The following is a 12,033-nucleotide window of genomic DNA, read 5'->3' as shown; positions in this document are numbered from 1 at the left end:
AGGGAGTTTTGCTGTGGCCACATTCAAGGCGATCCGGATCGACAAGGCGGACAAGGGCACCACTGTCGCGCTCACGCAGTTCGACGAAGCCGAGCTGATGGAAGGCGACGTCACGGTCCGGGTGGAATGGTCGACACTGAACTACAAGGATGGCCTCGCGCTCACCGGCAAGGCACCGGTGGTGCGCCGTTTCCCGATGATCGCGGGCATCGACTTTGCCGGCACCGTCGAGCAGTCCTCACATCCAGCGTGGAAGGCGGGCGATAAGGTCGTCTGCACCGGCTGGGGCATGGGCGAGACGCATCTCGGCGCCTATGCCGAGAAGGCGCGGGTGAAGGGCGACTGGCTGGTCGCCTTGCCGCAGGGCCTCTCGGCGCGCGATGCCATGGCGATCGGCACCGCCGGCTTCACCGCGATGCTCTCGGTGCTGGCGCTGGAGAAGCACGGCGTCTCGCCGAAGAGCGGCCCCGTGGTGGTGACAGGCGCGGCCGGCGGCGTCGGCTCGGTCGCGACCGCGGTGCTGTCCTGGCTCGGCTATCACGTCATTGCCTCGACCGGCCGTGCGTCCGAAGCGGACTATCTCAAGCAGCTCGGCGCCGCTGAGGTGATTGAACGCAACGAATTGTCGGCGGCGGGAAAGCCCCTGGCCAAGGAACGCTGGGCCGGCGGCGTCGACAGCGTCGGCTCGACCACGCTCGCCAACCTGCTGTCGATGACGAAGTATGGCGGGGCGATCGCCGCCTGCGGTCTCGCGGCCGGCATGGATCTGCCGTCCTCGGTTGCGCCGTTTATTTTGCGGGGGGTGTGCCTTCTCGGCATCGATTCCGTGATGTGCCCGATTGAGCCACGAAAAGCCGCATGGCAGCGTCTGGCATCTGACCTGGATCGGTCAAAACTATCTGAAATAACTACGGAAATTCCGCTCGACGAAGTTCCGGAATGGGGCGCGAAAATTCTGGCCGGCCAGGTCCGCGGCCGCATCGTGGTAAAAATTGTCTAACGACGTTCAGACTTTACCAACCAAGCTGCTTCAATGTTGCCTTGGTTAGTATGGTAAGCAGCGGGTAAAGAGATACGGCATCGCCCGCTGCGGGGGTTAGTTCGGAGTTGAGCATGCTTGCGCGTATTGTGTTGGGGGCTGTCACGGCTGTCGTGACGTTTGCGCCGGCCATTGCCGGAAGCATGAACGCCGACGAGGCGCGCCGCTTCGTTGCCGGCAAGGTATTCGCCTTCACGTGTTTCGACGGCACCCGCGGCGCAGGCCGCATCCTCGACGATCTTGGCGCCGCCGGCGCGGTGCAGTTCTCCGGCGCGGGTCCGGTGCGCCATCTTCGGCTGCCCGGCAACACGCTCCAGATCCGCGGCCAGAACGTCTGCGCCTCGATCAAGGGCATTCCGTTCGAGCCCTGTTTCAACCTGGAAAAGACCGACGAGCGCAGTTTCCGCGGCTCGGTGTCGGGCATGAGCTTCGCCTATTGCGAGTTCCACCATCAGGGTGGCAACCAGATGCTGATGGCGCGCGCCGTGGCGCGGCCGCGCTCGCTGCGCAGCTCCGAGCAGACCGGTTCGGTCAACGCATCGAGCACCGAGGTCGCCGCGCGCGTCGAGACGCCGCGTGTCGAAAGCAGCCGGATCGAGCCGGTGAAATCGGAAGCGAAGTCCGAGCCCAAATCCGATTCGAAGAACGAAGGCCCGCTCGAGCTGCGCCGCTCGACCGAGTGACTTTGGCCTGCACGCGCGACCACCAGTCCTGCGTTGCTGACAACATCCATCAGCGATCGAGCCGCTGCGCCGTAGTCATACGGACGGCGGCTTTCATGCCTTGGTAGCGACTGGCGCTCCAGCCTGCGTGACGGCCGGGGGGCGGCACTACACAAGGGTTCAACGATGTCGCTCTATTTCTTCCGCATCAGCACCGGCCGCTATTCCGGCGCCGCCGATCAGCCATACGAGTTCGAGGATCGCACCGCCGCCTGGACCGAGATGGGGGAGGTGTGCGCCAATCTGCTCGGCAGCATCGCGCGCAATCTGAAGCCGAACGCGAAGTGGAGTATGGAGCTGCTCGACGAGAACAAGGAGCCGGTGTTTCGCATCAGCCTCGTCGGCGAGACTGTGCGCTGACGCGGCTGTCGGTGGCGCGCGACGTTAACGAATGGGACAACTGCAAATTCGCGAGCCATCGCTCTGCTGCTCGTGAAGAGTGTGCAACTCGCGTGATTTGAGCCGCGTTCCCCGTACTTCTACCCAGGCCGCAGCCTCGATACTTAACGTTAACGACGAACCTGCCGGTTAGCCTGCCTAGGCCGTTTACGCGCTTCGCCGCGTCAATTCGTATCCTGGGAAATACTTCGATGATGTTCATTCAGAATCTGCGAATTGGCACCAAACTCGCCATAACCTCGGCACTGACCATCGGCCTCGTCGCGCTGATGATCTTCCTCCAGATGAGCGGTGACGTGGAGGTCCAGAAGCTGAGCAATGGGGCATCTGGACAGCAATCGATCGCGCAAAACGCTGCGGAAGCGAAGGCGTCGGTCCGCGGGATGCAGATCGGCATTCGTGACATCCTGACTTCCTCCTCGCCGGCCGAGATGCAGAAGGCCGTAACCTATTTCAATGACCGCCAGACGGCGGCCCTGAAGTTCTCGGATGAAATGGCGAAGCTCTCGCGGTCGCCGGAGAACCGCAAGCGGATCGATCGCCTGACTGTGCTGATCGGCAACTTTCAGAAGGGAGAGCAGCAGATCGAGGCGATCCGCAAGCAGGAGCTCGCGCTCGACGCGAAGAAGGACGGCGAAGCGTCGGCGCAGCTCGCAAAGCTGGTGGCCGAGGTCGACCGCATCCGCAAGGAAACACTCGCTCCGATCAACGAAGAGATCTCCGAGCTAGCGAACGAGATTACCAACTTCGCCAAGCAGAGGAGTGTCGAGACTCGCGCCGCAGCGGAAGCGGAGGCAGGGTCGGTTGCGCGCACGTCGCTTATCACCGGCGTGCTGGTCGCGATGGTCCTGATCGGTGCGTGCATCTTCTCCGTCTTCAGCATCGCGCGACCGATGCGGGCGTTGACGGTGGCGATGGAGAAGCTTGCCGGTGGCGACTTCTCGGTTGTGTTGCCGGGACTCGGCCGCACGGACGAGGTCGGCGAGATCGCCGGCGCCGTCGAGAAATTCAAGGTCGTGTCCGAGCAGAAGGCGCGCGCAGAAGCGGACGCCAAGATGCGGCAGGACCAGGTCGCGACCGAGCAGCGCAAGGCGGACATGCGCAAGCTCGCCGACAATTTTGAAGGCGCCGTCGGCGAGATCGTCGGCACTGTGTCGTCGGCCTCGACCGAGCTCGAAGCATCTGCGACGACGCTGACCTCCACCGCGGAACGCACAAAGGCGCTTACCACCGTCGTTGCGGCGGCCTCGGAAGAGGCCTCCACTAACGTGCAGTCGGTGGCGTCGGCGACGGAAGAGTTGTCGTCCTCGATCACCGAGATCAGCCGGCAGGTACAGGAGTCGGCGCGCGTGGCGAGCGAGGCAGTCGGCCAGGCCCGCAACACCACCGAACGCGTCAGCGAATTGTCCAAGGCGGCGACGCGCATCGGCGACGTGGTCGAGCTGATCAACACCATCGCGGGCCAGACCAATCTGCTGGCACTCAACGCCACGATCGAAGCGGCGCGCGCCGGCGAAGCGGGGCGTGGCTTTGCCGTGGTCGCCTCCGAGGTCAAGGCGCTGGCCGAACAGACCGCGAAGGCAACTGGCGAGATCGGCCAGCAGATTGCCAGCATCCAGACCGCCACCGAATATTCGGTCGGCGCCATCAGGGATATCAGCGACACCATCGCAAAATTGTCGGAGATTTCCTCGACCATTGCTGCCGCCGTCGAGGAGCAGGGCGCCGCGACGCAGGAAATCTCCCGCAACGTCGCGCAGGCCGCCCAGGGCACCGAGCAGGTGTCGTCCAATATCGCTGACGTGCAGCGCGGGGCAAGCGAGACCGGATCTGCGTCCTCGCAGGTCCTATCCGCCGCGCAGATGCTGTCCGGCGACAGCGATCGCCTCAAGCTTGAGGTCGGCAAGTTTCTGGAGACGGTGCGGGCTGCCTGATGGCGGGTCGAACGCTACAACCGCCGCGCGTGGAAGCGCGGTGGTTGCGCGCGCGCATGTTGCGGCGCCATGACGAATGAGCCGCAAGGTTAACGTTCCAGAAAAGCGAAGCGGTCATAATCCCCGGAATATTCCGGGTGCTGCGTCGCCCTCCTGTATTGCGTCCTTAGCGTTTTGGAGCCCATTCATGAGCGGCCTTTCCATCCGCCTGACCCATAAGGTCATGGCGATCGGGCTCTTCGGCCTGGTTGGTCTCGTTGCCTTCGGCGCGATCTACGAGATCGGCAGTCTTTCCCAGGACGCCTCCCGCAACGTCGCCAATCGCGCCCGTGCGATCGCCGACCTGAACAACCAGCTCTCGATCCGGATGCTGGAGGCCCGCCGCAACGAGAAGAACTTTCAGCAGCGCCGCAACGAGAGTTATGCCAAGGCGCACGCCGAGCTGATGGGCCCGATCAATCGTGATTTCGACGAGGTCGAACGGCTGATGTCGGCGGGCGGCATGAGCGCGCTGTCCGACAAGACGAAGCAGGCCCAGGAGGGCTTCAGGCGCTACGCGACGGATTTCAGCGCGCTGGTCGCCGCCGAGACCAAGCTCGGCCTGAACGAGACACTCGGTCTGTCCGGCTCGCTGCGCGGTGCGGTTCACGACATCGAGGCGAAGCTGAAGGAGCTCGACAATCCGCGGCTGACGAGCTGGATGCTGACGATGCGCCGGCACGAGAAGGATTTCATGCTGCGGCGTGATCCGAAATACGTCACTGAACTGAAGAAGGCCGCCACAGAGTTCTCGAAGGCCATGGAAGCCGCTGCCGTGCCAGCTCCCGTCTCGGCTGAGATCACGGCCAAGCTCCAGAAGTACCAATCCGAGTTCGTGGCCTGGGCCGAGACCGCACAGCAGAGCGCGGCCCTTGATGCCAGCATGATGAAGACGTTCCGTGAACTCGAGCCGGGGATGGTCGAGGTGCGGACCACGGTCGAAGGTCTCTACAAGCAGGCTGACGCTGCGGAAGCTGCGACCCGCGACGCCGTGCGCCTGTGGATGATGATCGCGTTCTTCGTCACGGTCGCCGTGCTCGCTGTGGTCGGCTTCTTCCTGGGACGCTCGATCTCGAAGGCACTGTCCGGCATGGTCGATGCGATGACGGGGCTTGCACGCGGCGATCTCTCGATTTCCGTTCCCGGCGTCGGACGCAAGGACGAGATCGGCGAGATGGCCGGCGCGGTCGAGGTGTTCAGGACCAACATGACGGAAGCCGAGCGACTCCGCGCCGAGCAGCTGGAGGCCGACACGCGCCGGCGCACGCAGCGCAAGGCGGACATGCAGCGGCTCGCCGATGGGTTCGAAGGCGCGATCGGCGAGATCATCGAGACCGTTTCATCGGCGGCAACCGAGCTCGAAGCGTCCTCGAATACGCTGACGCAGGCGGCCGAACGGTCCAACGGGCTCGCCACCGCCGTGGCGTCGGCCTCGGAGGAGGCGTCTGCCAACGTGCAGTCGGTGTCCTCGGCAAGCGAGGAGATGACGACGTCGATCTCCGAGATCAGCCGTCAGGTGCAGGAATCGGCGCGCGTCGCCGACGTCGCGGTGGAGCAGGCCCAGCGCACCAATGCGCGCGTCGGCGAATTGACCAAGGCTGCGGGGCGCATCGGCGACGTGGTCGACTTGATCAACACGATCGCCGCCCAGACCAACCTGTTGGCGTTGAACGCCACGATCGAGGCGGCACGGGCGGGCGAGGCGGGCCGCGGCTTTGCGGTGGTTGCGACCGAGGTGAAAGCGCTGGCCGAGCAGACCGCGAAAGCGACGGGCGAGATCGGCCAGCACATCGGCGCGATCCAGACCGCGACGCAGGATTCCGTCGGCGCGATCAAGGAGATTGGCGACACCATCGCGCGGATGTCGGAGATCTCGTCGGCTATTGCCGCTTCCGTCGAGGAGCAGGGCGCCGCGACGCAGGAGATTTCCCGCAACATCCTGCACGCCGCGCACGGCACATCGGAGGTCTCGGCAAACATCGGGGATGTCCAGCGCGGCGCCGGCGAGACCGGGGCTGCCTCGGCGCAGGTGCATTCGGCGGCGCAATCGCTGTCGCAGGAGAGCAACCGCTTGAAGAGCGAGGTCGCGCGCTTTCTGGACTCGGTGCGGGCCGCATGATGGCCAGCTCATTCACCGGCAATTTAAAGTTGTAGTTTGGTTAAGTATCGATAATCGGCAAGCCCGTAGTTTTACTAGGCTCTTGTTAACGGCTGTTTGCGACTATGAGCGCAATCTTACCGGATAAGAACCAGCCAGCATTGTTGGAATGACCCCCGCCCTGTCGTCAGTTGTGACGGTCGCGGCGCAGGTGACTTGTGCGTTGTCAGTTATCATCGGGATTAGATGTGATGTCGAAGTTGTCGATCGTCTTCAAGCTTTTGACCGTGTTGTCGATCCTCGTGCTCTCGCTCGCCGGCGTCGGCGTGGTGGCGATCGGCACTATGCAGAACATCAATTCTCACACCGTCGAGATCGCGCAGAGCTGGCTGCCGAGCGTGCGTGCGCTCGGCTCGATCCGTGCTGACGTCAACGAGCTGCGGGTCGCGCTCCGTCTGCATTTGATGCAGGACACTGCCGAAGGCAAGGACGCGGCCGAGAAGCGCCTCGGCTCGCTGCGCGAACGCATCGAGCAGACGCGCAAGACCTACGAGCAGCTGATCACGTCCGCCGAAGAGCGCTCAATCTACGGGCAATGGACGACGGCGTGGGGCGAGTACCTGAATGGCGTGCAGGACGTGATGGCGCTGTCGCGCAAGAGCGTCGGCCGCTTCCCGACCGACGCCAACGAGCTGTTGCAGACCAAGGTCGCCAAGATGGCCCAGGCGGCCGATCCACTGCTGACCAAGGACATCGACCTCAATAACCGCGGCGCCGAATCGGAGACGAAGCAGGCGGCCGACAGCTACGCCACGATCTTCCGCGTGCTGGTCGGCATCATCGTGGCCTCGGTCGTGATCGCGATCGGCGCCGCCTATTATCTCGTGCGCGACGTCTCGCGTGGTATTGCCTCGATCATCCGCCCGATGCAGTCGCTCGGTGAGGGCGACCTCTCGGCCGATGTGCCGCATCGCGGCGAGAAGACCGAGATCGGCTCGATGGCGGATGCGCTCCAGATCTTTAAGGAGGCGCTGATCGCCAAGAAGGCCGCAGACGCGGCCGCTGCGGCCGACGCCGAAGCGAAGATCGAACGCGGCCGCCGCGTCGATGCCATCACCCGCAAGTTCGAAGCGATGATCGGCGAAGTCGTCGGAACCGTCTCCGCGGCCTCGACCGAGCTCGAGGCGTCCGCGACGACGCTGACCAGCACCGCGCAGCGCGGGCAGGAGCTCGCGACCGTCGTTGCGGCTGCGTCCGAGGAGGCCTCCACCAACGTCCAGGCGGTGGCATCGGCCTCGGAAGAGCTGTCGTCCTCCATCACTGAGATCAGCCGCCGGGTGCAGGACTCGGCACGGATGGCGGCGGAAGCCGTCGAGCAGGCGGGGCGGACCAACGAGCGTGTCAACGCTCTGTCGCTGGCCGCATCCCGCATCGGCGACGTCGTCGAACTCATCAACACCATTGCGGGCCAGACCAATCTGCTGGCGCTGAACGCGACCATCGAGGCGGCGCGCGCTGGCGAAGCCGGCCGCGGCTTCGCTGTCGTCGCTTCCGAGGTCAAGGCGCTGGCAGAGCAGACCGCGAAGGCGACCGGTGAGATCGGGGCGCAGGTCGCAGGCATCCAGGCCGCGACCGGGGAATCCGTCAGCGCCATTCAGGAGATCGGCGGCACCATCGAGCGGCTGTCCGAGGTGTCCGCGGCCATCGCCGCCGCCGTCGAGGAGCAGGGCGCGGCCACGCAGGAGATCTCGCGCAACGTGCAGCAGGCCTCGGTCGGCACGCAGGAGGTCTCGTCGAACATCACCGACGTGCAGCGCGGTGCGATCGAGACCGGCGAGGCCTCGAGCGAGGTGCTCTCGGCCGCCAAATCGCTCGCGAGCGACAGCACGCGCCTCAAGGTCGAGGTCGCGCAGTTCCTGGAGTCGGTCCGCGCGGCCTAGAGCATGGTCCGGAAAAGTGCGAAGCGGCTTTCCGATAAGATCATGCTCAAACGAAAACGCCGTCACGCGCTCGTCTGCGGAGCCGGCGGCGGTGCTACCTGCCGCCGGAACAGCATGCGCTGGTAGAGCCAGCCGATCGCGACCAGCACGATGCCGAGACACATGAACGACAACGCGCGGTAGACACCGGTCAGCGTCGACATGTCGATGACGAAGGCCTTCAGGATGGTCAGCGCGATGACGGCGGCGGATGCCAGCCGCGCACGCTCGGAGTTGACGAGAAGCCCGATACCGAGCAGCGCCACGCCGAAGGCGAGCCAGCCGATCGAATAGGTGTATTGCTCGGCACCCGTGGTCTCGCCGCTGGACAGGATCGGGCCGTGATAGAAGCGGCGGATCTCCAGCGTCAGGTACACGAGCGCGAAGACAAGCGCGCCGCCCGCGATGGTGTTGGCATAGGCCTTGCCGCGCTCGCTCGCCACCGCATAGGACAACAGCAGCATCAACACCGCCGGCAGCGCGTAGCCGAGCAGCAGCAGGTTGAACACGGCGCCGCCGACATCGATGCGCCATAGCAGCGGGTTCTCCATGATGAGGAGGCCGAACACGCTGATGAGGCCTGCAATCGCCGTCAGAATGACGGCACCGACATTGTGCACGATGCTGCGGCTTCGCAGCTGCAAGCGCTCCAGCCCGATCGCCATGGCCAGCGCCATGCAGACCTGGAGTGCGCATTCGAGCAGTGACGGCGCTGCTATCATATCGCCGCCTGTCGCGAGATGGCGGATCTCCGTGAAGGCGAGCAGCGCGGTGAACAGGATCGCGGCCGCCTCCACCATGCGCAGCGGCGCGTCATCGGCGCGGCGGCGCAGGAAAATGCTCGCCATCCAGAACGACGCGGCGGGCAGGCCATAGCCCCACAACAGCCAGTTGAAGATCGGCGTGGTGCCGACAGCGTCGCCGACGATGCGGGGATCATAGGCGATGCGCGCGGTGACCAGGCCTGCGAAGATGGCGGCGAGCCAGCGCAGGAACGGGATCGGCCGCTGCATCGAGATCCAGGCGGTGCCGAGTGACATCAGCGCGAGCGCAATGGTGAGCCAGCCCTTCTCCAGCGCAAAGGTCAGCGCCAGCGCCAGCGCACCGAGCGTGCCGGTGGCGAACAAAGCAGTGGAGATCGCAAGGCCCGGCCGGGTCTCACGGCGGGTGAGGGTTTCAGTTGCTGCGCCAAAGGCGGCGGCGAGCAGCACCGCGAGGATCGCGAACGGGATCGAGCGGTCGAGATGGGCGATGCGTGCGTAGAGCGCAACCAGGATCGCAATCGGTGTTGCGACCGCAGCCGCCGACCACACCACGGGAATGATCGCCGAGCTTGAGCGGCCCTGCGCGAAAAAGCCGGCGATGCCGAAGCCTGCGGCGAAGATCGCGGCCATCACCAGATGCTGCGTCACGGCGCTGTCGGTCGCCGTCGGTCCGATGCCGGGCAGGGGCCCGCCCGGCAGCACCAGCATGTCCGGATTGGCGCGCACCGCCCATTCGGCGAACACGATGAAGACGGTCGCCGCCGCCGCGCCCAAGGCGCCGGTGGCCGAAGGCGTACGCCAGGCGACGAACAGCGTCGCCGCGATGAGAAGCGTGAAGGCGATCAACGAAAGATCAGCATGCGCGCTCGACAGCACGATCAGCATCGCGCCGAACAGATAGGCGCCGAGCGCACTCGACGAGACGGGCTCGATCTGCCCGTCCTCGATCGTGGGGCCGAACATGAAGCCGCAGACCACGAGCAGCGCGGCCAGCACGAAGCCCGCGATGGCATGGAAGGCGTGCGGCGCGACCTGCAATTCGCCGAGATCGAGCCCCGGGAAGATCCAGAGCACGGCGAAGCCGATGGTGGTCACGGCCAGCCAGCGCCACAGCCGGATACGGGCGAGGCCAAAACTCGCGGCGGTGACGATGGCGAGATAGACGTAGAGCGCCCAATAGTCAGGCTTGCCGCTGGAGACTAGGGCAGGCGTCGCGAAGGCGCCGACCACGCCGAGGCCTGCGAGCGCCGGCCCGTGCAGCAGCGCTGCCGCCAGCGTGCCGAGCGCGACAAGGCCGAGCAGCACGAAGGCGGTGGCGGGCACCAGGAAGTCGTAGAGCGCGTAGGCGGCATAGGTGGTCGCGAATGCCACGGCCGTGCCTGCAGCCGTGAGGATCGCGGGAATGTTGGCGATCGGCAGCGCCGCGATGGTGGAAATGCTCTCCTTGCGCCGCGTCCATTCGCCGGCCGCTAACAGCGCCAGCGCGAACACGCCGCCGAGGAACACGCGCACGCCGGGGCCGACAAGGCCGGCCTCGATCGAATAGCGCACCATGAAGAAGCCGCCGAGCGCCAGCGCAAGGCCGCCGATCCACACCACCCAGCGGGTGCCAAGCCGCTCCTCGAAGCCGGGCTCTGCGGCCGGCACGGGAGGCGGTGCGACACGATCCGCGCTCGCTTCGAGCGGCGGCGGCGAAACATGTTCGGTGACGAGCGGAGGGGGCGGCGCTGGTTCGGCTTCAGGTGCAAGCGGCGGTGGTTCTGCCGCGGTCGTCGCAGGCAAAGGCGCCTGCTCCTGCGCGGGCATCAGCGGCGGCGGCTGTACCTGCCGCTGGGCGTACAACATCGCCTCGAGCGAGCTCAGCCGCCGGCGCAGCTCGGTCGCCTGGCTGGTGGCCTTGATCGCGATCAGGAAGGCAATGATCGCAACGACCATCGCGATGTCGTCAAACGGGCTGTCGAACATGGGGCCTCCTGGCGATCGGCGCGCATGGGCCGACCGCGCGATCTTAAAGTCTTGGTCTTGAGCATGATCTTCTCGGAAAACCGCTGCACACTTTGCGCTAACGCGGCCCTCCGGGTCCGGATCATGCTCTAGCGCCGGGAACGTACGCGCAAGCCGGGTGCCGGGCGTTCCTGGAGCACGTCGCGGCGGAAGCGGTAGAGCGCCGCCGGCCGTCCACCCGTCTGTGTCGACATCACCCCGGTCGGTTCGACCAGGGCTTCCATTTCGACGAGGCGGCGGAAATTCTGCTTGTGCAGGTGCCGGCCGGAGATCGCCTCCACCGTGTACTGCAATTCAGTAAGTGTGAACTCGGCGGCCAAAAGTTCAAAGACCACAGGGCGATACTTCAGTTTTGCACGCAGCCGCGCGATGGCCGTGGCGAGGATCCGGCGATGATCGAAGCGCATGGAGGTGCCGAGTGCGGGAAGCGCCTTGCGCGCTAATGCCGCGGGGCGGCCGTCGCGCCGCGCCTCCTCGATCAGCCCTGCCTCGTACAAGAGCTCGTAGCGGTCGAGCACGCGCTCCTCGTCCCAGGCGGCACCCTCGAGGCCGAAACAAAACCGCACGCGATCCCTGCGCGGCAGTGCGCGCGTCGTCTCCGGCGTTTCTTCCTCGGCCCATTTGGTCAACGCCGGGATGATGTCGCGGGCAATGATGGCCGGCGGCTCCTCGCGCCAGTCTTCCCAGGGAAGGAAGCGATACCAGGGCTCGAAGCTCGCTCCCGTAGCAGTGAGCTCGCCGTCGATCGCACGTGTCAACGCGAGATATCCGATCGACACCATATGCGCACCGGTATCGCCGGCCTCCGCATGCCGGCCACGATCGCCAAACGTATAGAGCTGCTCGACATAGCCGAGCCGCAAACCCGCCTGCGCCTCGACCCAGGCGCGCAGGCCGATCTCGAAGGTGCGGTGGCTCGGCGCATCGAACGGACCGAACGGCAGGCCGGCAAGCCCGTCGCTGCCGCGCGCGGTGAGGACCAGCGGCTCATGATCCTCGATCGCGACGATCGCCGCGGTCAGGCCGATCTCGATCGGCGTCAGTCTGTCGCTCAT

The 12,033-nt window shown here is 65.5% G+C and carries 8 protein-coding genes; 6 read left to right on the top strand and 2 right to left on the bottom strand.

Translation table 11 applies throughout. The features are described from left to right. The first annotated feature begins 13 nt into the window (after positions 1 to 13). The 6 genes from acuI (at position 14) to UP06_RS20190 (ending at position 8,171) form a co-directional block, all read left to right on the top strand. A complete protein-coding gene (acuI, locus tag UP06_RS20215) occupies positions 14 to 1,000 on the top strand; it encodes an acrylyl-CoA reductase (NADPH) (RefSeq protein ID WP_045005152.1) in 987 nt (328 codons plus the stop codon). A gap of 113 nt (positions 1,001 to 1,113) precedes the next feature. Further along, positions 1,114 to 1,722, top strand: coding sequence for a hypothetical protein (locus UP06_RS20210; RefSeq protein ID WP_045005150.1), 609 nt, complete (start codon positions 1,114 to 1,116; stop codon positions 1,720 to 1,722). A gap of 165 nt (positions 1,723 to 1,887) precedes the next feature. Next, positions 1,888 to 2,121 carry a DUF6894 family protein gene (locus tag UP06_RS20205; protein ID WP_045005149.1) on the top strand — a complete coding sequence of 78 codons (234 nt, stop codon included), beginning with the start codon at positions 1,888 to 1,890 and terminating at the stop codon, positions 2,119 to 2,121. A gap of 230 nt (positions 2,122 to 2,351) precedes the next feature. Further along, on the top strand, positions 2,352 to 4,094 hold the full coding sequence (locus tag UP06_RS20200) for a methyl-accepting chemotaxis protein (RefSeq protein ID WP_045005147.1): 1,743 nt from the start codon (positions 2,352 to 2,354) through the stop codon (positions 4,092 to 4,094). Positions 4,095 to 4,281: 187 nt separating this feature from the next. Next, on the top strand, positions 4,282 to 6,252 hold the full coding sequence (locus UP06_RS20195) for a methyl-accepting chemotaxis protein (protein WP_045005145.1): 1,971 nt from the start codon (positions 4,282 to 4,284) through the stop codon (positions 6,250 to 6,252). A gap of 230 nt (positions 6,253 to 6,482) precedes the next feature. Beyond that, positions 6,483 to 8,171, top strand: coding sequence for a methyl-accepting chemotaxis protein (locus tag UP06_RS20190; RefSeq protein WP_045005143.1), 1,689 nt, complete (start codon positions 6,483 to 6,485; stop codon positions 8,169 to 8,171). 62 nt (positions 8,172 to 8,233) lie between these two features. Here the strand turns inward: UP06_RS20190 and UP06_RS20185 are convergent, their stop codons facing one another. Further along, positions 8,234 to 10,939, bottom strand: a complete 2,706-nt coding sequence (locus UP06_RS20185; protein ID WP_045005141.1) for a DUF2339 domain-containing protein — start codon at positions 10,937 to 10,939, stop codon at positions 8,234 to 8,236. Positions 10,940 to 11,067: 128 nt separating this feature from the next. Then, positions 11,068 to 12,033 (bottom strand): NUDIX hydrolase, encoded by a 966-nt coding sequence (locus tag UP06_RS20180; RefSeq protein WP_045005137.1) that lies wholly within the window; start codon positions 12,031 to 12,033, stop codon positions 11,068 to 11,070.

This window comes from Bradyrhizobium sp. LTSP857, from assembly GCF_000938285.1.
Taxonomy (GTDB): Bacteria; Pseudomonadota; Alphaproteobacteria; order Rhizobiales; family Xanthobacteraceae; genus Bradyrhizobium.
Note: the sequence above shows the minus strand (reverse complement) of the source record. Positions and strands in the feature narration are given on the sequence as shown.